This window comes from Chryseobacterium gossypii (assembly GCF_041361455.1).
GTDB lineage: Bacteria > Bacteroidota > Bacteroidia > Flavobacteriales > Weeksellaceae > Chryseobacterium > Chryseobacterium gossypii.
In genome coordinates this window covers 65,562-90,585 of record NZ_JBGCUR010000002.1, presented here as the reverse complement: position 1 = coordinate 90,585, position 25,024 = coordinate 65,562, and the positions used below count along the sequence as shown (strand labels likewise).

Genomic DNA, 25,024 nt, shown 5'->3' with positions numbered 1-25,024 from the left:
AATCATTACTTTATTTCCGCCCGGATTCTGCTTAAGCTTACCTGGGTTATGCCAAGATAAGAGGCAATGTGCCCCAGCTGGACTCTTTTCAGCAAATGAGGTTTATCCCTTAACAGATCCTTATAACGTTCCGTAGCTGTTTTGAACTGCCTGGAGATAATCAGTTCTTCGGTGCGGACCAATTCCCTTTCTGCAAACTTCCTGCCCCAGTTGGCAATATGGATATCCCTGTTAAAAAGCTCTTTAAGCCTTACGGTTTCCAGCTGATACAATTCACAGTTCTCCAAAAGTTCAATGCTTTCATAGCCGGGTTGGCCCTCCACATAGCTTTTCATTGAAATAACGGCTTCCCCCTCGCTTCCGAACCAGAAAGTGATGTCATTAGTATCCCGGGTAGAAGCATAGGCCCGTACAATTCCTTTCTTTATAAAATAAATATGAGGGACAATTTTATAAGCCTCCATCAGTTCATGATGTTTCGGGTAGTTAACTTCGGTGATGTATTTCTTCAGGTTTTCGCGGGAATTTTCCGGCAGCGGATGTATGGCGTTGAGAATTTGGTCTATATTCATAAGTGTGACTTAGATGAATCCAAAATTATCAGTTTTTAACGTTTAAATGAAATAAACTTTAAATTCGTAATGTAAGTGTTTAATCAAAAAATGCACTTAAGTTGATGTTTTTAATTGTTATCCGGCTAATTGCTGGAATAATTTATAGTTATATATTTGTTTTCCATAATATTAAACTAAAGACAAGAAAGCTGAAAAAAGTTGCGAAAATATAATTTTTTCGGAAACGACCCAAAAAATAAGACTCTTGTTTTTTTGCATTTTATAGAATACTTTGTACGAAAAAAATAACCATGAAAAGAGCTTCCATAAAAGATATTGCGAGGATCGTAGGGGTATCCGTTGCAACGGTTTCCTATGTTCTTAATAAAAAAGAAGGAAGCAGAATCAGTGATGCCACCAAGAAAAAGATCATTGAAACCGCTAAAACCATTAATTATACTCCGAATAAAATAGCCAGAAGCCTGAAAATGAATAAAACCAGGCTGATCGGGCTTATTGTAGCTGACATATCCAATGACTTTTATTCAAATATCGCAAGATGTATCGAAGATGAAGCCATGAAGCTGGGCTACTCCCTGCTGATAGGAAGTTCTGATGAAAACCCTGAAAAATTCAAAAAACTTACAGAGCTTTTTTCTGAACAGCAGGTGGACGGGATGATCGTGGCTCCGGTGGCAAACTCAGAGGAGGCCATTATCCGGCTTGTCAATGAAGAATATCCCGTTATTACCATTGACAGGTATCTTAAGAATATAAATATTCCGGGCGTGATGATCAATAATTCAGAAATCTCCGAACATATCTGCGATATCCTGATCCGGAAAAATTTTGATGAAATAATTTATGTGGGGTATGATACAGCATTGCCACATCTCTTAGACCGGCAGGAAGGCTTTGACAGAAGAGTGAAATCAACGGGGACCTGTCTGAAAAAAATATTGACAGGCATTCATCATATTGAGCAGGAAGTTTTTTCAGGATTAAAAGAAAACCTAAACCTCTCCAAAAGAACGGCCATATACTTTTCCAGCAATAAGCTGGGGATCGCCGGATTAAAGTACCTTTTAAAGAACAATATCAGGGTTCCGAATGACGTCTCGGTGGTTGCTTTCGATGAAACCGAAGCCTACCAGCTTTTTCCGAAAGAGATCAGCTATGTTCAGCAGCCCCTTACCGAAATGGCGGAAGAAGCCGTAAAATTGCTTGACCGCCAGATCAATAACTATACAGCTGACGGAAAGAGAGTAACATTCCCGGCAAAACTGGTCCATAAAAATTCAGTAAAGTAATTAAAAATCCGGTATCTGCTTTTCATTGGATTTATCAAGCTTTTGTCCCTTAAATACATTTTTGTTTACTAACTTTGCGTTCATAATATAATGATATGCATAAAGCGGGATTTGTAAACATAGTTGGTAAGCCTAATGCCGGAAAATCTACCTTACTGAATCAGTTGATGGGAGAGAAGCTGGCAATTGTTACACAAAAGGCCCAGACCACACGTCACAGGATTTTTGGAATCTATAATGAAGATGATCTGCAGATTGTATTTTCGGATACTCCGGGAGTATTGGACCCTAAATATGGTCTTCAGGAGAAAATGATGGATTTTGTGAAGGATTCTTTGCAGGATGCCGATGTTTTTCTGTTCATTGTAGATGTTACCGATAAAACCGAACCTTCAGAATTTTTGATTGAAAAACTGAATAAGATTCCTGTACCAGTCTTATTATTGCTGAATAAAATAGACCAGACCGATCAGGAAGGCCTTGAAAAGCTGGTGGAAGAATGGCATAACAGGATCCCGAAGGCCGAGATACTTCCTATTTCTGCCCTGAATGCCTTTAATACAGATATTATCCTGCCTAAAATAAAATCCCTATTGCCGGAAAATCCACCGTATTACGACAAAGATCAGTTTACGGATAAGCCAGAAAGGTTTTTTGTGAATGAAGCGATCCGGGAAAAGATCCTCCTGAATTACGATAAAGAGATTCCTTATTCCGTAGAAGTAGTGACGGAACAGTTTAAGGAAAAAGAAGGAATTATCTTTATAGACTCTATCATATATGTTGAGAGAGATACCCAGAAAGGAATCCTGATCGGCCATAAAGGGGAGGCGATTAAAAAAGTGGGAACAGAAGCCAGACTTGATCTTGAGAAGTTTTTTGCTAAAAAAATACATCTGAACCTTTTTGTAAAAGTGAAAAAAGACTGGCGCAAAAATGAGCGCGACCTTAAAAACTTTGGTTACCGATAGACTAAAAAAGCAATACTTACCGTTGTAATAAAAGATTTTTATTATATTTATTATAAAATTTTCATGAATGAACTATTTTAACTCAAAATCTACTACAGTATTCAGGGATATTATTTTGTTAATTGTGAGAGTTTTTATTGGTTTTTCTATGTTGTCTCACGGATTTCCGAAACTCCTGACCTTATTGGAAGGTGAAAAAATTGAATTCTTCGATTTTTTAGGCTTAGGTCCTCAGATATCTCTGATCCTTACGGTATTTGCTGAGTTTGTTTGTTCAATACTTCTTATTTTAGGCCTGTTTACAAGAGTTGCGTTAGGATTCCTGATTTTCACCATGATTATTGCAGGTTTTGTGGTGCATAGTGCAGACCCCTTTAAAACGAAAGAGCTGAGCCTTATTTATCTGTCTGTCTACTTACTGCTGATGGCCTTTGGGGCCGGCAAAATTTCGGTTGACCGTATGATCGAAAAAAGAAAAAGAGCATCAGACTGGTAATCCAGGAATAAAATATAAGTAAGCTGCCCCGAAAAGGCAGCTTTTTTTGTTCTGTATAGCAGAAACGGTTCTGCCATTGCTAAAAAATATCAGAAGATATACTGTTTGCTTTGAGGCGGCATACAGCCACATTACAGAGAAAGTTTATGGATGATCTCATTTATACTCTTCAATTCTGTATACCGGGCATGTTGCAGGCTGTGCTCCATATGCTCATGGGCCCAGGTCAGATAATAGGGGATATGGGCGGTATATCCTCCGATCTCCAGTACAGGTAAAATATCTGACTTTATTGAATTGCCGATCATCAGAAAATTTTCAGGTCTGCAATCCAGGTGCCTTAACAACTTTTTGTAATCATCTTCTTTTTTGTCACTCATGATTTCTATATGATGAAAATGATCCTGTAATCCTGATTTTTTCAGTTTCCGTTCCTGATCCAGCAGATCACCTTTGGTAGCAATTACCAGTCTGTATCTTCCTTTCAGGCTTTCCAGTGTTTCGGGCACCCCATCGAGGAGTTGGACCGGCTTCTGGAGCAGCTCTTTTCCCAGCTCTATGATCTTAGTGATCAATTGAAACGGGGCCGTACCTGCGGAGATTCTGTCTGCGGTTTCCAGCATACAAAGTATAAAACCCTTTACCCCGTAACCATACAGAGCTAAATTCCGCATTTCGGTTTTAAAAAGTTCCTGCGAAACGGAATGTTGTGGCATGTAGTCTTCAAGAAGAGAGCAAAACTCCTTTTCAGCTTTCTGGAAGTAGGCTTCATTCATCCATAGCGTATCATCAGCATCAAAAGCAATAGTTGTTATAGTATCCATTTTATTTTGTAATTTTTACCGGCAAAATTCAAGATAAAAAATACATCAGAAAAGGACATTTGTCCCGGTACATATTATGCTACGAACCAATCAGACTTTTTTGAATTATTTCAATGAACTTTACGAAAAGCAGAACCGTAAAGAAGATATCATCATAAGGTCATTCTCCAAAGGAGAAAGGTTACTGACACAAAATGAACCGCTGCCCAGGGTGATGCTGATCCGGGAAGGGATCACGAAGTGCTTTTTTGTTGAAGAAAATGAAAAAGAATATATTGTGGAGTTTTTGGGAAGAGGAGAGATCGTTGGCGAAACGGAACTGATCAGGAATATTCCCTGCTTATGCAGTATTGAAGCCATGGCAGATACTACAGTATACGCGATTTCCCTGCCGTATTTCACATCTTTACTTAAGAACGACCTGGTTCTGAATAATCTGTTGCTGGATGTTTTTACCGAACGCATCGTGAATACTTCCAGCCGGGCATCGTATCAGCAGCTTTATACTACGGAACATAGTTTGGCAAAACTGCTTAAGCTGCAGTCCAGGCTTGGAATGGAAATTTCAAAAGAAGATATGGCCGCCTATCTGGGAGTTACGGTAAGAAGCCTGAACAGGGCATTGAAAAGCTTAAGCTAGATCGATCCGGACCCAAAAAAAATACCGGCCTGATTTCAGGCCGGATTATTATGCATTTTGTCTTATCCTTCTGGCGGACATATTCAGGAACCTTTTTACCAGGAAAACAGCAGAAACCGTAAGCCCCAAACCTAAGGCAATCCACATTCCGAAAGCTCCCATCTGTAAAGTGACGCACAGAAAATAGCCTAATGGGATGGTGACCAGCCAATAGGCAATGAACGTATAAATAGAAGGTATCTTTACATCCTGCAAACCTCTCAATGTTCCCAGGGCCGTTACCTGGATTCCGTCTGAAAGCTGGAACAGTGCCGCGATAATCAATAATTTGGAGGCTAAGGTGATTACCTCAACTTCCTCTTTTTTAGTGAAAAACGTAGGGAGGAAATTTCTGCCCAGAATAAAAATGATTCCGCAGACGCTCATAAAAATAAAGGCGATCTTCAGATTATTGATCCCAACCTTTCTCAGCTCTACAAAATTACGTTCACCAAGCTTTCTCCCGATCATTACCGTTGACGCCACACTGAACCCAACACACAGGTTGAAGGTGAACGAAGCCATACTGAGTGCGATCTGATGGGAAGCGATATCATGAGCGGAAATCAGACCGCAGATAAAGGCGGCCCCGGCAAAGGCAGTTACCTCAAAAAACATCTGTAAGGCCGTTGGCAATCCCAGTCTGATCATCTTATCAAACATTATCTTCGAAAATATCTGAACCTTTAAGGAAAAATCCTGGATATAACGTTTCGTTTTTTTCTCATGCAAAAGAACAAAATAAAGGAATACCACCATGAAAATCCTGGCAATGAGGCTTGCCAGAGCGGAGCCTTTTACCCCCATGGGCGGAATCCCGAACAATCCTTTGATGAAAACATAATTTAAAACGATATTGATGATATTGGCAATGATCGTCGCCTTTGTAACTCCTATCGTATAAGACAGGCCTTCAGAGACTTCCCTCAGGGTCTGGAAAGCCATGAACGGAATAATGCTTATCGCCATGATGCTTAAAAAGTCCACGGTATCAGGAATGATCTTGGCCGGCTGTCCTGAATGGCGGAGCAGCGGCATCCCTAAAAATAAAATGACCATCAGAATAATCCCTACGGAAATATTAATAATAAATCCGTGGCTGAAAACTGAATTGATGGTTTTATGATCTTCCTGAGAATGGGCTTCGGAAACCAATGGCGGGATGGCAAAAGAAAACCCTAATGCCAGAACAAACATCGAAAAAAATACGGCGTTCCCCAATGATACGGAGGCCAGCGCATCGGCACCCAGCAGTTTTCCAACGATGATATTATCGAACAGATTCACAGAAACCTGACCTACCTGCGTGAGCATTACGGGAAGAGCCAGTTTCAGACATTCCTGAGTATAGTGTTTATTTAAAAAGCTCATATAGTTTTAAAAAAAAATTTGCAGTAACAATACTGCAAATTTTTATATGTTTTAATTAATAATTTAATCATTTCCTTACAAAACTTGCAACATCTTCCGCAGAAACCGTGTTCCCGCCAAGTATAATCAATCTTTCCACAACGTTTCTTAATTCTCTGATATTTCCGGTCCAGGAAAGCGCTTTAAGCGCCTCAATAGCCTTATCATCAAATTTTTTCACAGCAGTACCGTGCTCATCGGCAATCAGGCCTGCAAAATGCTCTACCAGTAATTTGATATCTTCCTTCCTTTCATCCAATGGCGGAACATAAATTTCAATTACGGAAAGTCTGTGATAAAGGTCCTCCCTGAATCTTCCGGCTTCAATTTCAGTCTGCATGTTTTTGTTTGTTGCGGCAAGAACCCTTACGTCTACCTTTATTTCCTTATCACTTCCCACAGGTGATACTTTGCTTTCCTGTAACGCTCTCAGCACCTTGGCCTGTGCAATCAGGCTCATGTCTCCGATCTCATCAAGGAAGATTGTACCTCCTGTTGCCTGCTCAAATTTACCCTGCTTATCCTTAATAGCGCCTGTAAATGACCCCTTTACATGTCCGAAAAGCTCAGACTCAATCAGTTCAGACGGAATTGCTGCACAGTTTACCTCTACCATAGGGCCTTTGGCACGGTCACTTTGATTGTGAATGGCATGAGCTACCAGTTCTTTTCCTGCACCGTTTGGCCCCGTAATCAAAACTCTGGCATCAGAGGCAGCAACCTTATCGATCATGTCCTGGATTTTTTTTAAAGCAGGGGATTCACCGATCATCTGGTATTTTTTGCTTACCTTCTTCTTCAGAGTTTTATTTTCAGTTTGGAGGGTTTTGTTTTCTTTCTTCAGATATTCTTTAGCCAACGCGTTCTTTACACTGGTTATCAGCCTGTTGATGTCAATGGGTTTTGAAATGAAATCATACGCCCCTTCTTTCAGGCAGGATACGGCAGAATCAATATCCGCATGGCCTGAGATCATGATGAAGGTGATGTCCGGTTTCAGTGCCAGGCTTTGTTTCAACAGCTCAGTACCTGAAAGTTTCGGCATCTTGATGTCTGAAATTACCAGCGCAAAGTCTTCTTTTTCCACTTGCTTGTAACCTTCCAGGCCATCTTCGGCGATAACAAATTCATAATCGGTAAGTTCGTCAGAAAGAATACTGTGAAGTACTCCCGAGATTGCTTTTTCGTCTTCTACAATAAGGATTTTTTGCATAGTTGCAAATTTAGAAATTTTTGATTGAATTATTAGCAAAAATCATACCTAAATCTTTTATTTTGAATAATCCCTTTGCCCGAAAATTGCCGAACCTACCCTTACTGAATTAGCGCCACATTCAATCGCGATCGGGAAATCATCACTCATTCCCATTGATAATGTTTTCAGCTGTTTTAGTTGATTTAATTCATCAAAAACCTCTTTTAGCGTTAAAAATTCTTTCCGGATCTGTTCTTTGTCATCAGTAAATGTTGCCATTCCCATCAGCCCGGTAACTTCAATATGTGGAAACTCTCGGTTCATGCATTTTTCAAACAGGTTCCGGGCCTCGCTGATTTCCAGTCCGAACTTGCTGTCCTCTTCGGCAATTTTCACCTGGAGCAACACTTTGATTTTCCGCTGGTGTTTTCCGGCTTCTTTATTGATCTCTGCCAATAGCCTCTCAGAGTCCACACTTTGGATGGTATCTATGAATTCAGCAATATACTTTACCTTATTGGTCTGTAAATGACCGATAAGATGCCATTGTATATCTTGGGGCAGGAGAGGGTGTTTTTCCAGCAGTTCCTGTACTTTGTTTTCTCCGAAAACCCTCTGTCCCAGGTCATAGACCTCCAGAATTGCTGAAACAGGGTGTGTCTTTGAAACAGCTACCAGCTCTACGTTTTCGGGAAGCTGTTTTTTTATATTGGTATAATTTTCTTTGATACTCATGATTGCAAATTTCCGGATTTTAATGCCAAAAACCAAGGTATTATGAAAGATCAGTTCAGGATCTCATTGATTTTAGGGTACTCCGAGATTTTCTTAAATACAAAGCGGTTGCTTTTCTGCAGCTTTTCGATGAACTGATCCAGCTCATTAATAGAGTCGGTATCCGTCAGATACTGGTCATGGGTAAGAAAAACCAGATGTCTTGAAGTTTTTTCAAGGTCATTGAAAAATATGCTGTCCACCTTTTTCAGCATCGCCTCATGGTTCCCTTTTAACGCCATTTTATCGGTAGGCTTCCATTCCAGATCCCAGCCTATGACCCTGTATCCTGCTTTTTTCAGTTGATCAGCAGCCTCTGCCGAGCTTTTGATATCAGTAGCGTTTATGTTGCTGAGCCTCCAGATATTTCTTCCCGGTGTTCTTGCGATTTTATCATATAGCTTTAAGCTGTCTTTAGCGGTATCGAAATCATGTACCACCGCATCAGGATTTTTATAAAAGTCTGTATATCGGTTATGGGCATGGGTAAAGCTGTGATTGGCCAGCTCAATTAAAGGATCTTTCCTTAAAAGCTCCAGGTCATCTTTTTGTTTTTTGCTGCCGTAGGCATGTTTTCCGACCAGGAAAGCTGTGGCGCAGACCTTCCTTTTATGCAGGATTTTTAAGAGACTTTCAGTTCCCTTATTGGGCCCGTCGTCAAAGGTAAGATAAATAACTCTTTTATCCGATGGTATGAGCTCAATGTCGGTTTCGGACATTTCGGGGGCTTCTTTTGCGACGGGATGCTGTTGGGGGACCACTTTTTTTAATGGTGGGTTGTTCTTTTTCTGGTCACAGCCGTTGAATAGAATTGAAGTTGCACTCACCAATGCAAACATCCCTAGAAAAGCCATTTTCCGTGACTTCTCCGCAAAATTTTTTCTCATAAAATGTAACAGGAATTAATGTTAAAAATTGTTAAAAAATACAAAATATTGTTAACAAATCATGTGCCAATTTTATCAGCATATTTAATTTTTAAGGAGATTTTAATGATCAGTTTTTTTATGTAAGATATTCTTTAAATAGAGGGCATTTTTTATGGCTGCATTGCCCCAGGTATTATTAAAAAATATAAAGGACTTCTTTTTGCCCGCCTGTTGTATCCTGGCTGACAGATGGTCGAGAAACTTTTCAGCATATTCGGATTTATAGAGAACCGGTTTACCATGAAGTCTGTAATACAATACTTCCGGATGGTTTTCAATCACAGTCTCCGGAAGATTTCCCGGAAAGCTCACTCCCGGGAAAACAATCTCATTATCCTTTAAAATGTTAAAAATGTCTTCAGTCCACCAGGACTCATGGCGGAACTCAACCACATTTAAAAAGTTAAAGTCCAGATTGGCCAGGATCCGCTCTATGTTCTCCGGGGTGTTTCTGAATGAAGCGGGAAACTGGTAGAGGAATCCGGATAATTTTTCCTGAATGTTGCTACTGATATGATCACAGAACCCGGAGATTTCTTCCTTGCAGTTTTCCAGGCGCTTCATGTGTGAAATGGCCCTTGGGATCTTAATGAAGAACCTGAAATGATCCGGTGTTTCCTCGGTCCATTTGGCAAGGGTTTTGGAAGTGGGGTTCCTGTAAAATGTGGAATTGATCTCCACGGCATTGAATTTTTGTGAATATAAGGTAAGAAAGTCTTTACCTTTAGCGCCTTCGGGATAAAAGAATCCCTTCCAGTCGTTGTTGTAAAAACCTGAACATCCAATGTAAAGACCTTCTTTTTTCATAGCGAGTTATCTTGCTTATTAATATCCAGATCCACGGAATTCAGCCGTAACGAATTCAGGATCACTGAGAGGGAGCTGAAGCTCATGGCGGCAGCAGCTATCATTGGGGATAAAAGTATCCCGAAAAATGGATACAATAATCCTGCCGCAACCGGAACCCCCAGAACATTATAGATGAATGCGAAGAACAGATTCTCTTTGATGTTTTTTAAGAGCTTTTCACTTAGCAGTCTGGCTTTGGCAACCCCCAGGATATCTCCTTTCAGAAGGGTTATTTCCGAGCTTTCAATGGCTACATCCGTTCCGGTACCCATTGCTATGCCGATATTGGCCTGGGCCAGGGCTGGGGAATCATTGATCCCGTCACCGGTCATGGCAACGATTTTACCTTCTTTCTGTAGCTTTTTTACTTCATTCAGCTTATCCTCAGGATGGCAATTGGCTTTGAAATGCCTGATTCCCAGTTCCCTTGCAACTGCTTTTGCGGTATGCTCATTGTCACCGGTCATCATAATGATATCTATTCCTTCTTTCAGCAGTTGTTGAACAGCCTGCCTGGAGCTTTCCTTGATCTTGTCCGTAAAGCTGATGAAGCCGAGAACTTCATTACCCTGGGCAACATAAGAAACGGTGTGGGCTCCTGACTGTACTTCCACAGCTTTCCGCTTCAGGTTTTCAGGAATTGTGATCCGGTTTGAGACCAGCAGGCTCTCATTACCGAGGTAAACGGTTTCTCCATTGATATTTCCTTTAACACCTTTTCCTGAAATATTTTCAAAACCTTCTACTTTTTCAGGAGTGATATTCTCATCTTTAGCCCTTTTTATAACAGCATTGGATAAAGGATGCTCCGAATTCTGGTTCAATGAGTAGGCCAGTTTTAAAACTTTGCTTTTCTCTTGTCCGTCGGTGGTTTCTATATGTTCTGCTGATGGTCTTCCCTCCGTTAAAGTTCCGGTTTTATCGGTAATTAAAACATTTACCTTGTTCATCTGTTCAAGGGCCTCCGCATTTTTGATCAGGATTCCGTTTTTAGCGCCTTTACCAATACCCACCATCAGGGACATAGGCGTTGCCAGCCCTAAAGCACAGGGACAGGCCACGATAAGAACGGCAACGGCATTTACGAAAGCGAATAAGGTTTTTTGCCCTTCGGGACCCAAAAGCTGCCAGCATATAAATGTAAGGACAGCAATAAAAATAACAGCAGGAACAAAGATTTTAGAAACTTTATCCGTCAGTTTTTGTATCGGAGCCTTGCTTCGGCTGGCTTCGTTGACCATTTTGATGATCTGTGAAAGAAGGGTTTCATCACCCACTTTTTCAGCTTTCATTACAAAAATCCGGTTTCCGTTGATGGTTCCCGAAGATACCCTGTCGCCAATATTCTTTTCTACAGGAACAGGCTCTCCTGTAATCATGCTTTCGTCTACCAAAGAGTTTCCGTCTGTGATTTTGCCGTCAACCGGAATCTTTTCCCCCGGCTTTACTTTTAGAAGATCCCCGATCTTAACATGTGAAAGTGGGACTTTTTTTTCTTCCCCGTTTACTATGAGGTTGGCCTCGTCCGGAGAAAGATTCATCAGCTCCCGGATGGCATTTCCTGTTTTTTTGTGGGCTGCCGCTTCCATCAGTTGCCCTAAAATGACGAGCGTCAGGATGACACATACTGCTTCAAAGTATAAAGGAGCTTCATGATTATGTCCCCGGATTTCATGAGGAATCATGCCGGGAAAGGCTAATGCTGCAAGGCTAAAGATAAAGGCTGCTGCAACTCCCAGGGCGATCAGGCTGAACATATTCAGATTCCAGGTTTTAAATGAAACCCAGCCTCTTTTCATCAGAAACCAGCCGGAATAGAACAGGACCGGCAGGGTAAGTATTAATTCAATTATACCCTGTGTTGTATGTGAAAAAGGAAAACGAATCAGCATTCCCCCCATGGAAAGTATAAAAACCGGAATGGTGAATACCAGGGAAATAATGAATTTCCTTTTCAATATATTATAGGTTTCATCTTCTTCATCAGCACCGGTGTCCGGTATTTTTACCAGATCCATTCCACAGATAGGGCAGCTTCCCGGTTCATCACGGATGATCTCGGGATGCATCGGGCAGGTATATTTTGCCGTTCTTTTTTCCGGATACTTTACCAGATCCATTCCGCAAACCGGGCATCCTACATTGCTGTCATAGGTTTTGTCACCTTCACAGTACATCGGGCAATAATATCTCCCTGCCATTTCGTCTGTAATCTTGGCCGGCGCATGATGGTGATCATGAGAATGATGATGGTGATGGTGATGGGAAGCTGAATTTGTAACCAGGTCTTCCGTGATTTTTTCCAGATGCATATGGCAAACCGGGCAATCTCCTTTTTCGGCATACACCTTATCCCCCTCACAGAACATCGGGCAATAATATTTTCCGATATTATCCTTAAAGTTTTCCGGGAGGTTGGAGGGAGAATAAGCAGGCTTATGATTGGGGTCCTTTGCCAGCTTTTCTTCTATAGGCACTAAGTACATATTACAGACCGAGCATCTTTTACCTTGCTGGAAATAGACTTTATCGCCCTCGCATTCCATCGGACAATAGTAAACGGATGAAGGAGATATCCTGTCCTGAGGCTTGATAAAAGCTTTTCCGGGATCAGCAGGATCTTCAAGTCTGTAATTTCCGATCTCTTCCAAAGCTTTGTTCAATGCTGAAAGCCGGATTTCTTTTCCGGAAGTGATCGTTGCAGTGCCGGTCTCAAGATTGATATCCGCTTGTATGCCTTCAATGCTGTTCAGTTTTTCCGAAATCTTCTTCTGACAGCCGGAGCAGGTCATTCCTAGTATTTTATATTGTTGTTCCATGATTCCTTCAATTTATACTACAAATTTCCAAAATGGATATCTAAGCGTGTTATAAATTTAAGGATAATAGTTATAAAATTCAGTTTTAAAGCATTTAAACGTTGTTTTTAATCTTATATGAAGTATATACGAAAAGGATGCTCTATAACCGGAAATTTAAACCTGATCTAACGGCTTTCGGTTATGCACTTTGAGCTTCTTGAATTCGGTAGGGGTAAAGCCGGTGCTGTTCCGGAATTGTGAAGATAAATGCTGAACACTCCTGTATCCCAGTTTCCCGGCAATTTCTGTGAGGGTAAACTCATTGTACAGAAACAGTTCCTTTACTTTTTCAATCTTCTGAAGGATGAAAAACTGTTCCAATGTAATGTTCTCATTCTGTGAAAAGGTTTTCGACAGTGCACTGTAATCTTTATGAAGCTTTGAGCTCAGAAATTCGGACAGCAAAAAGTTTTCATCAATATCCTGCTCACTGATCTTCATGATGATCAGGTTCTTGATTTTTTCAATAAGCTGGCGGGCGGAATCTTTTATTCTTTCAAAGCCTGTCTCCAGCAATTGCTTTTCAATGCCCCGGAGATCTTCATCCGCAAGATCAGAGACGGTCTCAACTTCACCAAGGCCGATGGATTTCAGCGTAATGCCGGCATTATTAAAAATAGTTTCGACAGCAGAGATGCATCTGTTGCAAACCATATTTTTGATAAAGATCTTCATAGTGATTTGTTTAAACGGTCTTTTACAAATTCTACCTGTGTTTTGCCATGTGGAGTAGGATTTCCGTTTTCATCAAGATTTACCATTACAATTTTATCTACGGTAATAATGGTCTGCCGTGTCATCTTATTTCTTACCTCACACTTCAGTGTCAGGGAAGTGGAGCCGAATTTGGAAACTTCAATACCGATTTCAATGATGTCACCCTGTTTTGCTGAGCTTACAAAGTTGATCTCGGAAATGAATTTAGTGACAACTTTTGTGTTTTCGAGCTGAATGATCGCATAGAGTGCGGCTTCTTCATCAATCCATTGTAATAATCTTCCCCCGAAGAGCGAATGATTGGGATTCAGGTCTTCTGGTTTTACCCATTTTCTGGTATGGTAATTCATCTTTTATAATTTATGTGCAAATTTAAGGCTTAAAAGCATGTTTTAAGAAGGGATCAGATTTACTTATCTGAAAAGGATTATTTATTTCTTCAATTATTTTCTTTTAGATCGCATGGCCTTTATTTTCGTAACGGAATCGTCGGTCAGAAATTTTTGATAGTCTTCACTTTCCATCGGATAAGGGCCACTCTTCCTCCCTGATCATGATGGATTCCAAAGCCGTATCTTTTCGCTAGCGGCGAAGCCCGCAGGCAGGCCTGTCCTTTTGAGAAGAACCTGTTTCTCTCTTCAGTTTTCTCACTTTCAGAGATATCATTTTTTATGGAATGACATTCAAAGATGATATCATCGGAAGAATACCGGTAAGGATTTTTAGAAATCATTTCATACTGAAGGTTGGCCAGTGTTTTTACATTCTTTTCCGGCGGAATCTGTGCCATTGAGACCGGACAGTCCTCCGCCACTTCAATAAAGGTGTTCTTATAGTTGGTGGTATGCTGTTTCATTATTCCAAATTTTAACCTAAATATAACATTTAAACGGAATACCTGCAACCCCGCAGTACAAACGGATTTGGCGGGCAGAAAAAAAATAAATTAACATAATATTGAAAAAAAAGCTTTGATATGAGATTTTTAATCGTATCTTGCAGTAGTTTATATTTGGAATCAATATTTGTTCATTCTTTATGTTGTTTTTCTTTTATATACCAAATCTTTATTAATTTTTTAATTTTTTTTAAAATGAACATTTTTGTTTCTAACATCAATTACGCAACGAAAGAGTACGAGTTGCAGGATCTATTTTCAGAATTTGGAGAAGTTTCTTCTGCTAAGATTATTACAGACAAAGAAACTGGTCGTTCCAGAGGTTTCGGTTTCATCGAAATGGAAGATGAAGAAGGCCAACAGGCTATCGAAGCTCTTAATCAGAGAGAATTTAACGGAAAAGTATTAAACGTTTCTGAAGCTAAACCAAGAGAGGAGAAGCCAAAAAGAAGTTTCAGTAATAACAGCAGAGGAAGTTACGGAAACAACAGAAGCGGAGGCTATGGTAGTAATAACCGTGGCGGCGGAAGTCGTTGGTAAAAAATATAAGCGGCTTTTCAGCCGCTTTTTTTATTTCATTTTTCCCTGATCATAAGTATCGCGTTATCATAAGTCACAATTCCGCTTTTATTGTAAGGATTTTTATCCATGGAGATATACGGGAAGAATATTTTAAGATGGTATTTCCCCAGATCCTTTTCCCAGGAAATTTCAGGAACCTTCATATATCCGGCCTTATTCCCGTTATCCCGGAAAAGTTTTTGGATAGCCGGGGTGAAGTCTGCTTCTTCCTTTGAATTAAGCATGATTTTTAAAACCGTATTTTTATCATCCTCTATAATTTTTAACCGGTCGTCATTGATTTTTCTTTCCTCATTAGCATAATTGCGGAACATAATCAGATACTCATAACCTTCGATATCAACAGTCTTTTTTTCAGATTCCAGGGTCATTATTTCATATTTCGGACTGCTTGTTCTGCTGATATTGGTAAATGCACGGAGTACATTGTATCTTAGATCTGAAGGTTCATCAGATTTGAGGCTTTGAGCTATTTTTTCCTGTTTGCCAGCCTCTATGAGACCAAATAAAAATTTATACTGCTTCCTTTCCGAAAGAAAGTGAAATTTATCGGCAACTTCATCAGCAACTGTATCGGTAACCTTTTTCTGAAAGTTGATCTTACCATTATCCAGCAGTTGTTTTTCGTCCAAAAGCTTTATCAGTTCACTTTTCTGGCTCCTATTGGCAACGCTGAAAGCATTGAAATAAGGGAAGATTAAAGAGAATAGGCCAAACAGAAACAAACTAACAGGGATAAATCTGAGGCTTGCCTTTCTGTTGAACATGAAGTAGATGACTATATTCAGAAGCCATAATGCAAGCAACAGGACAAAATACCTAGGTTCGGTATATCCATAGGCCAGAATTCTTGTAAAAATGGCTGTAAAAAGGAGAATGATCAGAGGAATGGCCGTATAATAAAATACTTTTGAAAATATTTTAACCCAGGATTTTGTGTTTTGGCCTTTCAACGGATATACGAGCAGCAAAGCCATGATCCCCACAATACTGTAAGCAAGCACAAGATAGGAAACCCAGCCTCTTGGCAGCTGCCAGCTGATCAAAATCCTGAAGGAGTAGAAGTAAAGAATAATGGCATAAATGATAAGAAGAGGGATTAAAATGAACTGGGTAAAGAATTTTAGGATTACAGGATAATTTCCGTCCTTTTCAAGATGGCTAAGCCCGTTTTCGTTGAACAATGAAAATATAAAAGAGCTTCCGAATATGGCCAGAACATAAAAGGTATCGGTATATGATCGGTCACCAAGATTCAGATCAAACAGTTTGTCGACCGCTAAAATAGCCAGCTCTACACCACCCGTAAGAACCCCCGTGAAAATCCCAGTCAGAAAAATATTGATAAAAAGGTTCTTATTGTATTGCCAGAAATTAAGCTCTTTATCTCTGCTTAGAAACGGAATGAACGAAACCAGCAGGTGGGATAACAGGAGTGTGACGGCGATCATATATCCGTAAACTTCGGTAAAGTCTTTTTGTTGTGCAGGTAAAACGAAATAGAATATGATGAGGAAAGCTATTCCCGCTATTTCAAGAAGAAGGCTTTTTCCGATTCTTTGCGAAAGCATTTTTAAGGCAAACATTAAAGAAATCCCGAGACACGTGCAAATGGTGAATTTGGAATAAATAAAAAAGCTTTCCTTAGCATGATTGTTTTCAAACATGCATATAGCTCCTGCTGAAGCCAGCATAGCCATTAAGAGAACCATCGGGTAGCGGAAAATAGTTTCATTTACCCGGGTTAAGATTTCCCGGAACTTGGCTTTCATGATCTGGTGTTTTATAGATTATCTCAGCTGGTCTTTTTCTGTTTGTTTTTCTTTTTCTTGTCCTTGCCTTTTTTCTTTTTTTTAGGATGCAGGATTTCGTTGGCATACTCAAGATCAGGTACTTTGCTCTTTGCAGGCTTCAGTTCAATTTTAAGATCGAAAAAACCTTTTAAGTCATCCTGTGAGATCAGGTTTTCATTGAATAAAAATTCCAGAATTTCTTTTCCTGAATCATTAAAGAAGGTATGGGTGAGCTCTTTCAGTAAAAATTTTTTGTACTCATCAAAAGGAACGATAGTGGAATATTTAAAAATCCGGCCTTCCTTTTCAGTAGCCAGATAACCTTTTTCAACCAATATTTTAAGGTAGGTGGAAACTGTATTCTGGTGAGGTTTGGGCTCGGGATGCTGTTCCATAATATCTTTGAGGTAGAATGAACCCAGCTGCCAGAACAACCTCATGAGGCTCTCTTCTGCAGAGGTAAGATGATTGATCTTCATATCATATTAGTGTTGAAATTGTATATTGCAATATAGATAAATAATGGATACCACAAAAGTGATTCCGGCTCCCATTAATACTTCTTTTACCGTATGCCTTTTCAGGATCACCCTTGTAATCCCTACCAGGGCTGTTATTCCCAGCCAGACAAGCCCCATGCCCCAGTCCAAAGCAAAAAATAAGGCCGCTACAAAACCATTGAAGGCAGTATGCATTGAGCTTTTAATGAAAAAATTGCTGATCTGTAAGGCAATAAGTAAAATAAGGATGAACAACATGACAAGATCAATATACCCTTTGCTGAGATAATTAAAGACCAGATAAGTAATAATACATGCGAGAAGGAAGATGTACAAGCTCTTCCTCTGGACACGGTTGGAAACATCCATATTCGTATATCTTCCCGTTTTTACATTCCATACCAGCCAGATGATTACCGGCAATATAACCATCAGCAATATGGGAAGAAAGTAATAAAGGGAATCCGTGAAGGAATATTTCCGGATGCTCATGTACAGGAAAAATATAAACAGAGAAACTAACGGATTAAAAAAATCAGAGATAAATCTGGAAATTTTATGAACAAATATGGATTGTTTTTCCGGCATGCTTAAGTTTAAAATTCAAAGATAATATTATAACTAAAAAAACAATTTATGAATACAATAAAAACAAAGTTTTTTTTATAATTTTGCTCAACTATTTCATAATAAATAAGCAAGAGCTAACACATGAAAGAATTTTCTAAAGAGGTATACCTGAAGTGGTATGAAGATATGACAATGTGGAGAAGGTTTGAAGATAAATGCCGTTCTCTTTACCTAAAACAAAAAATCAGAGGTTTTTTACATTTGTATAACGGTCAGGAGGCTATACCTGCCGGCTTCACGCATGCAATGGATATGACCAAAGATAGTATGATTACTGCTTACAGATGCCACATTCATCCAATGGCTATGGGAGTAGATCCTAAAAGAATCATGGCTGAGCTTTGCGGAAAGGCAACAGGAACGTCAGGAGGTATGGGCGGATCTATGCACATTTTCAGCAAAGAGCACCGTTTTTATGGCGGACATGGTATTGTTGGAGGACAGATTCCTTTAGGAGCGGGAATAGCTTTTGCTGATAAATATTTCGACAGAAAAGCCGTAAATATCTGTTTCTTCGGAGATGGTGCCGCCAGACAAGGCTCATTGCATGAAACTTTCAACATGGCAATGAACTGGAAGCTTCCTGTGGTATTCGTTGTGGAGAACAACCAGTACGCAATGGGAACTTCTGTGAAAAGAACGGCTAATCACGAGGATATCTATAAGTTAGGATTGGGGTATGAAATGCCTAGCCTTCCTGTAGATGCCATGGATCCTGAGAAAGTAGCGGAAGCTGCTTATGAGGCCATCGAAAGAGCAAGAAGAGGTGACGGTCCTACATTTATCGAGGCAAGAACATACCGTTACAGAGGTCACTCCATGTCTGACGCCGAGCCTTACAGAACTAAGGAGGAGGTTGCCATCCACAAGAATGATGATCCGATCGAACTGGTAAAACAAAGAATTTTAGCCAATAACTGGGCTACTGAAGAAGAGCTGGAAGCTATGGATAACAAATCCAGAGACTTTGTTGAAGAATGTGTGGACTTTATGGAAAATTCTCCTTATCCTGATGCGAAGAAGATTTATGAATATGTTTATGCACAGGAAGATTATCCGTTCTTAGATAAATTAGAAAATTAAAAACAATTTGCTGATGGGAGGATATGCTGATGTGTTAAGTATATTTTCACTTTTTAAGTTATCATCACATCATCACATTAACAAATTAACGATAAAATTATGGCAGAAGTAATTACAATGCCTCGTCTTTCCGATACCATGACGGAAGGGAAAGTGGCAAAATGGCATAAAAAAGTAGGAGATAAGGTAAAAGAAGGAGATATTTTAGCTGAAATTGAAACCGATAAAGCGGTTCAGGATTTTGAATCTGAGGTAGAAGGAACTCTACTATATGTTGGCGTGGAAGAAGGAGGTGCAGCTGCTGTAGACTCTGTTTTGGCAATTATCGGGAATGAAGGAGAAGATATTTCCGGATTGACCGGTGGGAAGGCACCTTCAGCCGGAGACTCAGAAGAGAAGAAAACAGAGGAGGAAAATAAAACGGAGAATAATGCGTCCAGCGTAGAACAGACCACTGCTGAAGTTCCGGCTGGCGTGGAAGTGATTACAATGCCTCGTCTTTCCGATACCATGACGGAAGGGAAAGTAGCGAAATGGCATAAAAATGTGGGTGATACTGTGAAAGAAGGAGATCTTCTGGCAGAAATCGAAACAGATAAGGCCGTTCAGGATTTTGAATCTGAATTTAACGGAGTATTGCTAAAACAGGGAGTAGAAGAAGGAGGAGCCGCCCCGGTAGATTCAGTATTAGCAATCATAGGTCCTGAGGGAACTGATGTTTCCAATGTAGGAGCAGCAAAACCGGCAGCCAAAACCGAAGAAAAACCGGCAGAACAGAAAGCTGCGGCCAAAACCGAAGAAAAACAGGCTCCTGCTGCCAGTTCCTCATCTTCGGAAAGAGTTGCGATCTCGCCTTTAGCCAAAAAAATGGCTCAGGAAAAAGGAGTTGATATCCACAGCATTCAGGGCTCAGGAGAAAACGGAAGAATCGTTAAAAAAGATATTGAAAACTATCAGCCGTCCCAGGCTAAGCCTGCAACATCTGCTCCGGCAGCAAGTGCAGCGGCACAGGTAGCACTCAATTTCGTTCAGGGTGAAGATACCGAGACTCCAAACTCACAGGTGAGAAATGTTATTGCAAAACGTCTTTCCGAAAGTAAATTCTCTGCCCCTCACTACTATTTAATGGTGGAGATCAATATGGATAAGGCCATTGAAGCGAGAAAAGAGATCAATTCTTTGCCGGATACAAAAATCTCCTTCAATGATATGATCATTAAAGCTACTGCGGTAGCATTAAGAAAACATCCGCAGGTAAACTCAAGCTGGGCCGGAGATAAGATCATCCACAGAGGGAATATCAATATCGGCGTAGCTGTTGCGATCCCTGACGGATTGGTAGTGCCGGTTCTTAAGAATACCGATCAGATGAATTATACCCAGATTTCTGCTGCAGTAAAAGATATGGCTGCAAGGGCTAAAAATAAAGGCCTTAAAGCGAACGAGATGGAAGGCTCTACTTTCTCTATCTCAAACCTGGGGATGTTCGGCATCGAGACCTTTACAAGTATCATCAATCAACCGAATTCCGCTATTCTTTCAGTAGGGGCTATCATTGAAAAACCTATCGTTAAGAACGGCCAGATCGTTGTAGGGAATATCATGAAGCTTTCATTGGCATGCGATCACAGGGTGGTAGACGGTGCTACAGGTGCTGAATTCTTACAAACACTGAAAACTTATCTGGAAAATCCATTAACCTTGTTACTGTAATTTTCTATTGATATTCAAAATATAAAAACCTCTCAATTGGAGAGGTTTTTTGCTTTTGTATTAATGTTGTATTTAAACTTTTAAAAATTGGTTTAAAAAATTAATGTGAAGCGTTATTTATTGAATACGGGGTTAAAAAAGTTGTGTAGCTTTGTATGAAGTTTACTTATATTCACTATTTTTGAATCATGATTAGAGCAAAGAATATCCATAAATCTTATGGAAATTTAGAAGTATTAAAAGGAGTAGATATTCATATCAAAGTAGGTGAAGTGGTATCCATTGTGGGAGAGTCGGGAGCGGGGAAGTCCACGCTTCTTCAGATCCTGGGCACCCTGGACCAGCCTACCAACTCTAAGCAAAATAACACGGAAATAGCAATTGCGGGAGAATCATTTATCAACATGAATGATAAACAGCTTTCCAAATTCAGAAATCAGAATATTGGTTTCGTATTCCAGTTCCATCAGCTGCTGCCTGAATTTACGGCGCTGGAAAATGTATTGCTGCCGACAAAGATTGCGGGAGCGAATGAAAAAGATGCCATTGAAAAGGCTTATGCTTTATTTGAAGACCTGAAGATAGAGCAAAGGCTGCATCACAAGCCCAATCAGCTATCAGGAGGTGAAGCACAGAGAGTAGCTGTTGCGAGAGCTTTAATCAATTCTCCTAAAATTATTTATGCAGATGAGCCGACGGGGAATCTGGATTCCAAGAATGCTGATGACCTGCACAGATTATTTTTTGACCTGAGAGATAAATATAACCAGACTTTTGTTATTGTAACGCATAACCCGAACCTGGCGGAAATCACAGACCGGAAATTAGTGATGAAAGACGGGATGATTATTGAATAGCCAACACTGATGATGAAACAATTGATCTTACTGTTCCTATTTATCGTTTCCTGTTCAAAAGCAGAATCGCAGGAAGCGATGACTTATTTGCCGAAATCAAAGGTTTTGGAGATCAAAAGCTATTTGAATGGCAGGGAACATTATAATCAGGAGCTGGCCATTTTCATCAACTTTAAGATACATTCCGGGCAATATCGCTATTTCGTTTATGACCTGAAACATGATAAGGTATTACAACGTGCCATCGTTTCTCATGGCTCAGGATCAGTGGTCCCTAATTCGGATGTTCTGCGATTCAGCAATATAGAAGGTTCCTATCAGTCTTCATTGGGCAAGTATGAGATACTTGGAAGCTATACAGGTAAATTCGGGAAGTCTTATCGGCTAAAAGGTCTGGATAGTACAAACAGCAATGCCTTGCAGAGGGCTATTGTGCTCCATTCTTACGAATGTGTCCCCGATCGGGAATCTCGGGCTCCCGCATGCCTAAGTTTAGGGTGTCCTATGCTTTCCAGAAAAGCATTTGATCAGACATCCAGGTATATCGATCAATCAGAGCGGCCCGTTATTTTATATGCGTTTTATTAACTTAAACAATAATATTCTAATATATCATTATCATGCCCATCAAATTTTTAGCCCGAGATGACAGACCCAGGGAAAAGTTTTTGCTTAAAGGCAAAAATTCACTTTCGGATTCAGAGTTGCTGGCTATTATCATGGGAAGCGGCAATAAAGATGAAACAGCAGTAGAACTGGCCAGGAGGATTTTAGCTTCGGTGAATAACAACTGGCACCAGCTGAGTCTGCTTTCAGCTAAAGATCTGATGAAATTTAAAGGAATTGGTGAAGTAAAAGCCGTATCTATCGCAACAGCCCTGGAAATAGGAAGGCGAAGGGCCGGCCAGGAAATCCCTGACAGGGCTGTGATCTCCAATAGTGATGATGCCTATAATATTTTAAAAAATCATTTATCAGACCTGCGGACTGAAGAATTCTGGGCTGTCTTTTTAAACCAGAGTAACAGGGTTATCCATATTTCACAACTTACGCATGGAGGAATAAGCCAGTCTATTGTTGATGTCCGCATTTTATTCAAAACGGCTCTGGAACATTTTGCAACAGGAATTATCATTGCCCATAACCATCCTTCGGGTAGCCTGAAGCCCAGCAAAGAAGATATGAATATCACCTACAAGATCAAGGAGGCAGGAGTATTTTTGAATATCCAGCTTTTAGACCATCTGATCGTGACGCAGGAAGCATATTTCAGTTTCTCAGACAAAGGACTCTTATGATCAGAAAGATAAAGTACAATGAGATCGATTTCAGGAAATACTCCGAATGCTTGGAAAGATCTGAGCAGAGGAACTGGTATGCAAGAAAGGAAGTTTTAGATGAACTTTCCGGGAACTGGCATATTCTGGTTTATGGTGATTATGAAGCGGTAATGCCGGTGAATATAAAGATCAAATTCGGCGTCAAGCTCGTTCATATGCCGCTCTTTTGCCAGCAGCTGGGCGTTTTTTCCCATACGGATGACCGGGAAATGAATGGTGAATTCTTGAGATTTTTGAAAAGGAATTACCGAGTTTTCTTTTATTCCTTCAATCATAAAAATACGTTTTCCGCGGACCTCGAAAAGAGGAAAAATTATATTATACCGGTTTCAGACTATGCAACTCTTAGAAGAAAAGGATATTTCAAGGGAAGAAAATCTACGGTTAAATGCGCTCAACACCTTTTGTATAAGGAGATTACCGCCGGAGATGACTGCATTGGGTTCATTGAAAAAAACTTTAAAGGGCTTCCAAAAAAATCGGACTTTAAGAAGTTTAAAAGCTATCTCAGGTTTCTTAGCCTTGACGGATCCCTAAAGCTTTGCGGCGCTTATTCGGGAGAAACACTCATCAATCTTGCCGTTCTGGTCTCAGAACCGGAGCAGCTGTCCTTACTGGCACTGATCAATGATGAAGCTTATAAAGATGAAGACGGGGCATCTTTTCTTATTGACAGGATCCTCAATCTTTACATCGGGGAAAGATCATTTGATTTTATGGGAAGCAATATCCGTGGTATTGAAATATTCTTCAAAAGCTTCGGTGCAGAACTGCATGATTACAGTTTTGTGGAGAACAAGCTCCTCAAAAGATTTTCATAGGATGAGCAGCCGTTTATACTTTTATATAAAGCCCATCTTAATGAGCTATAATTCAGAAATATTTAGTAATTTTGCCACCTAAAATTATGGTAAGTTTTTCAGGATATCTGCCTTATGCTTTTACATTAGTTATTGCAATTCCCTTTCTGGTATTGCTGAGACAATTTGTATATACTTATATCAACCTGAAAAATCAGGAGATCAGGCTCCTTACCGTGAAGTCCGGTTCTGAAAACAAAGCCCATGCCTACGAAAGAATGACGCTATTCCTGGAAAGGATCAAGCCTTCCAACCTCATCGAGAAGTTTGATAAGGGGCTGGCGGTTCATGAATTTATTTTTCTCGCGGAAAAGACAATAAATGAGGAGTTTGAGTATAATGCTTCACAACAGCTTTATTTAACAAAAAATTCATGGAAACATATTGTGGATTGCAAGATGGCTGTAATAGATTTGCTGCATGAAACCTATGAAAGCCTGAACAATAATCCGAGCCTGGATGAATTCAAAACAGTATTCATCATGAATTATATGAGCGGTGAAGATTATATTGCCACAACAATAGAAAATTTAAGAAGAGAAATTTTAATAATAACTTAAAAAATAAATAATAAATAATGATTCCAAATTTTAAAGCACATCCGTGGCATGGAATTTCTGCAGGAGAAGATGCGCCAAACGTTGTCAACGTATTTGTGGAAATCGTTCCTTCAGATACCATTAAATATGAAGTAGATAAAGAAACAGGATACCTGAAGGTGGACAGGCCTCAGAAATTTTCTAACATCATTCCTGCATTGTACGGTTTTGTTCCACGGACTTACTGTAACAATGAAGTAATGAAACTGGCCATTGAGAGAGGTGCGGAGGATGTGACGATGGGAGATCATGACCCTCTGGATATCTGCGTGCTAAGTTCTCACAATATCCATGCAGGGGGCTTGCTGATGGAAGCTATTCCGATCGGAGGCTTTAAAATGATCGATGGAGGTGAGGCTGATGATAAAATCGTAGCCGTAATGATCGGTGACCATGCATTCGGACATTTCAGAGATATCTCAGAATTGCCGGAAGCAGAAGTTAAACGATTAATGCATTACTTCCTGACCTATAAGAACTTACCGGATGAACCTGCAAAATGCAGAATCCAGGAGATCTATGGAGCTGAGCATGCAAGACAGGTGATCAAAGCTTCGCAACAGGATTATTCAGAGAAATACGGGGGATAATTCCCTTACA

Annotated in this window: 26 protein-coding genes and 1 pseudogene; 13 read left to right on the top strand and 14 right to left on the bottom strand. The window is 40.1% G+C overall.

The window, feature by feature from the left end; translation table 11 throughout:
• Nucleotides 1-5: 5 nt before the first annotated feature.
• A complete protein-coding gene (locus ABMQ40_RS02765; protein WP_370896304.1) occupies nucleotides 6-572 on the bottom strand; it encodes a Crp/Fnr family transcriptional regulator in 567 nt (188 codons plus the stop codon).
• 293 nt (nucleotides 573-865) lie between these two features.
• Here ABMQ40_RS02765 and ABMQ40_RS02760 point away from each other — a divergent pair, with 293 nt between their 5' ends.
• The 3 genes from ABMQ40_RS02760 to ABMQ40_RS02750 all read left to right on the top strand — a co-directional run bounded on the left by ABMQ40_RS02760 (nucleotide 866) and on the right by ABMQ40_RS02750 (nucleotide 3,331).
• Nucleotides 866-1,864: a LacI family DNA-binding transcriptional regulator gene (locus tag ABMQ40_RS02760; protein ID WP_370896303.1), complete on the top strand. Its 999-nt coding sequence runs from the start codon at nucleotides 866-868 to the stop codon at nucleotides 1,862-1,864.
• Between the two features lie 95 nt (nucleotides 1,865-1,959).
• Complete coding sequence (gene era / locus ABMQ40_RS02755) at nucleotides 1,960-2,835, top strand: GTPase Era (protein WP_370896301.1); 876 nt, start codon at nucleotides 1,960-1,962, stop codon at nucleotides 2,833-2,835.
• 67 nt (nucleotides 2,836-2,902) lie between these two features.
• Nucleotides 2,903-3,331 (top strand): DoxX family protein, encoded by a 429-nt coding sequence (locus ABMQ40_RS02750; RefSeq protein ID WP_370896299.1) that lies wholly within the window; start codon nucleotides 2,903-2,905, stop codon nucleotides 3,329-3,331.
• A gap of 131 nt (nucleotides 3,332-3,462) precedes the next feature.
• On the opposite strand, the gene ABMQ40_RS02745 is transcribed toward ABMQ40_RS02750, so the two are convergent.
• Nucleotides 3,463-4,155: an HAD family hydrolase gene (locus ABMQ40_RS02745; RefSeq protein WP_370896297.1), complete on the bottom strand. Its 693-nt coding sequence runs from the start codon at nucleotides 4,153-4,155 to the stop codon at nucleotides 3,463-3,465.
• Nucleotides 4,156-4,231: 76 nt separating this feature from the next.
• On the opposite strand from ABMQ40_RS02745, the gene ABMQ40_RS02740 reads away from it, so the two are divergent.
• Complete coding sequence (locus ABMQ40_RS02740; RefSeq protein ID WP_370896296.1) at nucleotides 4,232-4,795, top strand: Crp/Fnr family transcriptional regulator; 564 nt, start codon at nucleotides 4,232-4,234, stop codon at nucleotides 4,793-4,795.
• 48 nt (nucleotides 4,796-4,843) lie between these two features.
• On the opposite strand, the gene ABMQ40_RS02735 is transcribed toward ABMQ40_RS02740, so the two are convergent.
• The 9 genes and pseudogenes from ABMQ40_RS02735 to ABMQ40_RS02695 form a co-directional block, all read right to left on the bottom strand.
• Entirely contained in the window at nucleotides 4,844-6,205 is a 1,362-nt protein-coding gene (locus ABMQ40_RS02735; RefSeq protein WP_370896294.1) for an MATE family efflux transporter, read from the bottom strand.
• A 67-nt stretch (nucleotides 6,206-6,272) separates the two neighbouring features.
• Nucleotides 6,273-7,457: a sigma-54-dependent transcriptional regulator gene (locus ABMQ40_RS02730; RefSeq protein ID WP_370896292.1), complete on the bottom strand. Its 1,185-nt coding sequence runs from the start codon at nucleotides 7,455-7,457 to the stop codon at nucleotides 6,273-6,275.
• Nucleotides 7,458-7,514: 57 nt separating this feature from the next.
• The gene (locus ABMQ40_RS02725) at nucleotides 7,515-8,174 is read right to left on the bottom strand and encodes a YggS family pyridoxal phosphate-dependent enzyme (protein WP_370896290.1); all 660 of its coding nucleotides are present in this window, start codon (nucleotides 8,172-8,174) and stop codon (nucleotides 7,515-7,517) included.
• 50 nt (nucleotides 8,175-8,224) lie between these two features.
• Nucleotides 8,225-9,100 carry a polysaccharide deacetylase family protein gene (locus ABMQ40_RS02720; RefSeq protein WP_370896288.1) on the bottom strand — a complete coding sequence of 292 codons (876 nt, stop codon included), beginning with the start codon at nucleotides 9,098-9,100 and terminating at the stop codon, nucleotides 8,225-8,227.
• Nucleotides 9,101-9,202: 102 nt separating this feature from the next.
• Nucleotides 9,203-9,949, bottom strand: a complete 747-nt coding sequence (locus tag ABMQ40_RS02715; protein WP_370896286.1) for a DUF72 domain-containing protein — start codon at nucleotides 9,947-9,949, stop codon at nucleotides 9,203-9,205.
• Nucleotides 9,946-12,810 (bottom strand): heavy metal translocating P-type ATPase, encoded by a 2,865-nt coding sequence (locus ABMQ40_RS02710; protein WP_370896284.1) that lies wholly within the window; start codon nucleotides 12,808-12,810, stop codon nucleotides 9,946-9,948. The genes ABMQ40_RS02715 and ABMQ40_RS02710 overlap by 4 nt, the downstream gene beginning before the upstream one ends.
• Nucleotides 12,811-12,966: 156 nt before the next feature.
• Nucleotides 12,967-13,527 (bottom strand): helix-turn-helix domain-containing protein, encoded by a 561-nt coding sequence (locus ABMQ40_RS02705; RefSeq protein ID WP_370896282.1) that lies wholly within the window; start codon nucleotides 13,525-13,527, stop codon nucleotides 12,967-12,969.
• Entirely contained in the window at nucleotides 13,524-13,919 is a 396-nt protein-coding gene (locus ABMQ40_RS02700) for an acyl-CoA thioesterase (RefSeq protein ID WP_370896280.1), read from the bottom strand. The genes ABMQ40_RS02705 and ABMQ40_RS02700 overlap by 4 nt, the downstream gene beginning before the upstream one ends.
• A gap of 93 nt (nucleotides 13,920-14,012) precedes the next feature.
• A pseudogene (locus tag ABMQ40_RS02695) lies at nucleotides 14,013-14,359 on the bottom strand (DUF6157 family protein).
• Between the two features lie 303 nt (nucleotides 14,360-14,662).
• On the opposite strand from ABMQ40_RS02695, the gene rbp reads away from it, so the two are divergent.
• On the top strand, nucleotides 14,663-15,007 hold the full coding sequence (gene rbp, locus ABMQ40_RS02690; protein ID WP_370896278.1) for an RNA-binding regulator: 345 nt from the start codon (nucleotides 14,663-14,665) through the stop codon (nucleotides 15,005-15,007).
• 35 nt (nucleotides 15,008-15,042) lie between these two features.
• On the opposite strand, the gene ABMQ40_RS02685 is transcribed toward rbp, so the two are convergent.
• From ABMQ40_RS02685 to ABMQ40_RS02675, 3 genes are read right to left on the bottom strand one after another with little or no spacing between them, the layout of a single operon-like run.
• On the bottom strand, nucleotides 15,043-16,821 hold the full coding sequence (locus ABMQ40_RS02685; RefSeq protein ID WP_370896276.1) for a DUF4153 domain-containing protein: 1,779 nt from the start codon (nucleotides 16,819-16,821) through the stop codon (nucleotides 15,043-15,045).
• Nucleotides 16,822-16,844: 23 nt separating this feature from the next.
• Nucleotides 16,845-17,321, bottom strand: a complete 477-nt coding sequence (locus ABMQ40_RS02680; RefSeq protein WP_370896274.1) for a BlaI/MecI/CopY family transcriptional regulator — start codon at nucleotides 17,319-17,321, stop codon at nucleotides 16,845-16,847.
• 6 nt (nucleotides 17,322-17,327) lie between these two features.
• Nucleotides 17,328-17,834, bottom strand: coding sequence for an ABC transporter permease (locus tag ABMQ40_RS02675; protein ID WP_370896272.1), 507 nt, complete (start codon nucleotides 17,832-17,834; stop codon nucleotides 17,328-17,330).
• A 219-nt stretch (nucleotides 17,835-18,053) separates the two neighbouring features.
• On the opposite strand from ABMQ40_RS02675, the gene pdhA reads away from it, so the two are divergent.
• From pdhA to ABMQ40_RS02635, 8 genes are all read left to right on the top strand, one after another.
• Complete coding sequence (gene pdhA / locus ABMQ40_RS02670) at nucleotides 18,054-19,055, top strand: pyruvate dehydrogenase (acetyl-transferring) E1 component subunit alpha (RefSeq protein ID WP_370896270.1); 1,002 nt, start codon at nucleotides 18,054-18,056, stop codon at nucleotides 19,053-19,055.
• A 99-nt stretch (nucleotides 19,056-19,154) separates the two neighbouring features.
• Nucleotides 19,155-20,768, top strand: coding sequence for a dihydrolipoyl dehydrogenase family protein (locus ABMQ40_RS02665; protein WP_370896268.1), 1,614 nt, complete (start codon nucleotides 19,155-19,157; stop codon nucleotides 20,766-20,768).
• Nucleotides 20,769-20,956: 188 nt separating this feature from the next.
• Entirely contained in the window at nucleotides 20,957-21,625 is a 669-nt protein-coding gene (locus ABMQ40_RS02660) for an ABC transporter ATP-binding protein (RefSeq protein ID WP_370896266.1), read from the top strand.
• A gap of 9 nt (nucleotides 21,626-21,634) precedes the next feature.
• Nucleotides 21,635-22,213, top strand: coding sequence for a murein L,D-transpeptidase catalytic domain-containing protein (locus ABMQ40_RS02655; protein ID WP_370896264.1), 579 nt, complete (start codon nucleotides 21,635-21,637; stop codon nucleotides 22,211-22,213).
• A 32-nt stretch (nucleotides 22,214-22,245) separates the two neighbouring features.
• Nucleotides 22,246-22,923: a RadC family protein gene (gene radC, locus ABMQ40_RS02650; protein ID WP_370896262.1), complete on the top strand. Its 678-nt coding sequence runs from the start codon at nucleotides 22,246-22,248 to the stop codon at nucleotides 22,921-22,923.
• A complete protein-coding gene (locus ABMQ40_RS02645; RefSeq protein ID WP_370896260.1) occupies nucleotides 22,920-23,786 on the top strand; it encodes a hypothetical protein in 867 nt (288 codons plus the stop codon). The genes radC and ABMQ40_RS02645 overlap by 4 nt, the downstream gene beginning before the upstream one ends.
• Nucleotides 23,787-23,872: 86 nt before the next feature.
• Nucleotides 23,873-24,385: a DUF7935 family protein gene (locus ABMQ40_RS02640; protein ID WP_370896258.1), complete on the top strand. Its 513-nt coding sequence runs from the start codon at nucleotides 23,873-23,875 to the stop codon at nucleotides 24,383-24,385.
• 17 nt (nucleotides 24,386-24,402) lie between these two features.
• On the top strand, nucleotides 24,403-25,014 hold the full coding sequence (locus ABMQ40_RS02635) for an inorganic pyrophosphatase (RefSeq protein ID WP_370896256.1): 612 nt from the start codon (nucleotides 24,403-24,405) through the stop codon (nucleotides 25,012-25,014).
• Nucleotides 25,015-25,024 lie beyond the last annotated feature (10 nt).

What these genes read in the sequence shown, in the direction of transcription:
- ABMQ40_RS02680 (WP_370896274.1), bottom strand. Translation starts at nt 17,321, where the DNA reads ATGAAGATCAATCATCTTACCTCTGCAGAAGAGAGCCTCATGAGGTTG.
- ABMQ40_RS02700 (WP_370896280.1), bottom strand. Translation starts at nt 13,919, where the DNA reads ATGAATTACCATACCAGAAAATGGGTAAAACCAGAAGACCTGAATCCC.
- ABMQ40_RS02685 (WP_370896276.1), bottom strand. Translation starts at nt 16,821, where the DNA reads ATGAAAGCCAAGTTCCGGGAAATCTTAACCCGGGTAAATGAAACTATT.
- ABMQ40_RS02745 (WP_370896297.1), bottom strand. Translation starts at nt 4,155, where the DNA reads ATGGATACTATAACAACTATTGCTTTTGATGCTGATGATACGCTATGG.
- ABMQ40_RS02675 (WP_370896272.1), bottom strand. Translation starts at nt 17,834, where the DNA reads ATGAGCATCCGGAAATATTCCTTCACGGATTCCCTTTATTACTTTCTT.
- ABMQ40_RS02660 (WP_370896266.1), top strand. Translation starts at nt 20,957, where the DNA reads ATGATTAGAGCAAAGAATATCCATAAATCTTATGGAAATTTAGAAGTA.
- ABMQ40_RS02760 (WP_370896303.1), top strand. Translation starts at nt 866, where the DNA reads ATGAAAAGAGCTTCCATAAAAGATATTGCGAGGATCGTAGGGGTATCC.
- pdhA (WP_370896270.1), top strand. Translation starts at nt 18,054, where the DNA reads ATGAAAGAATTTTCTAAAGAGGTATACCTGAAGTGGTATGAAGATATG.
- ABMQ40_RS02655 (WP_370896264.1), top strand. Translation starts at nt 21,635, where the DNA reads ATGATGAAACAATTGATCTTACTGTTCCTATTTATCGTTTCCTGTTCA.
- ABMQ40_RS02765 (WP_370896304.1), bottom strand. Translation starts at nt 572, where the DNA reads ATGAATATAGACCAAATTCTCAACGCCATACATCCGCTGCCGGAAAAT.
- ABMQ40_RS02720 (WP_370896288.1), bottom strand. Translation starts at nt 9,100, where the DNA reads ATGAGAAAAAATTTTGCGGAGAAGTCACGGAAAATGGCTTTTCTAGGG.
- ABMQ40_RS02750 (WP_370896299.1), top strand. Translation starts at nt 2,903, where the DNA reads ATGAACTATTTTAACTCAAAATCTACTACAGTATTCAGGGATATTATT.
- era (WP_370896301.1), top strand. Translation starts at nt 1,960, where the DNA reads ATGCATAAAGCGGGATTTGTAAACATAGTTGGTAAGCCTAATGCCGGA.
- ABMQ40_RS02725 (WP_370896290.1), bottom strand. Translation starts at nt 8,174, where the DNA reads ATGAGTATCAAAGAAAATTATACCAATATAAAAAAACAGCTTCCCGAA.
- ABMQ40_RS02735 (WP_370896294.1), bottom strand. Translation starts at nt 6,205, where the DNA reads ATGAGCTTTTTAAATAAACACTATACTCAGGAATGTCTGAAACTGGCT.
- ABMQ40_RS02640 (WP_370896258.1), top strand. Translation starts at nt 23,873, where the DNA reads ATGGTAAGTTTTTCAGGATATCTGCCTTATGCTTTTACATTAGTTATT.
- ABMQ40_RS02635 (WP_370896256.1), top strand. Translation starts at nt 24,403, where the DNA reads ATGATTCCAAATTTTAAAGCACATCCGTGGCATGGAATTTCTGCAGGA.
- ABMQ40_RS02705 (WP_370896282.1), bottom strand. Translation starts at nt 13,527, where the DNA reads ATGAAGATCTTTATCAAAAATATGGTTTGCAACAGATGCATCTCTGCT.
- ABMQ40_RS02645 (WP_370896260.1), top strand. Translation starts at nt 22,920, where the DNA reads ATGATCAGAAAGATAAAGTACAATGAGATCGATTTCAGGAAATACTCC.
- radC (WP_370896262.1), top strand. Translation starts at nt 22,246, where the DNA reads ATGCCCATCAAATTTTTAGCCCGAGATGACAGACCCAGGGAAAAGTTT.
- ABMQ40_RS02715 (WP_370896286.1), bottom strand. Translation starts at nt 9,949, where the DNA reads ATGAAAAAAGAAGGTCTTTACATTGGATGTTCAGGTTTTTACAACAAC.
- ABMQ40_RS02740 (WP_370896296.1), top strand. Translation starts at nt 4,232, where the DNA reads ATGCTACGAACCAATCAGACTTTTTTGAATTATTTCAATGAACTTTAC.
- ABMQ40_RS02710 (WP_370896284.1), bottom strand. Translation starts at nt 12,810, where the DNA reads ATGGAACAACAATATAAAATACTAGGAATGACCTGCTCCGGCTGTCAG.
- rbp (WP_370896278.1), top strand. Translation starts at nt 14,663, where the DNA reads ATGAACATTTTTGTTTCTAACATCAATTACGCAACGAAAGAGTACGAG.
- ABMQ40_RS02730 (WP_370896292.1), bottom strand. Translation starts at nt 7,457, where the DNA reads ATGCAAAAAATCCTTATTGTAGAAGACGAAAAAGCAATCTCGGGAGTA.
- ABMQ40_RS02665 (WP_370896268.1), top strand. Translation starts at nt 19,155, where the DNA reads ATGGCAGAAGTAATTACAATGCCTCGTCTTTCCGATACCATGACGGAA.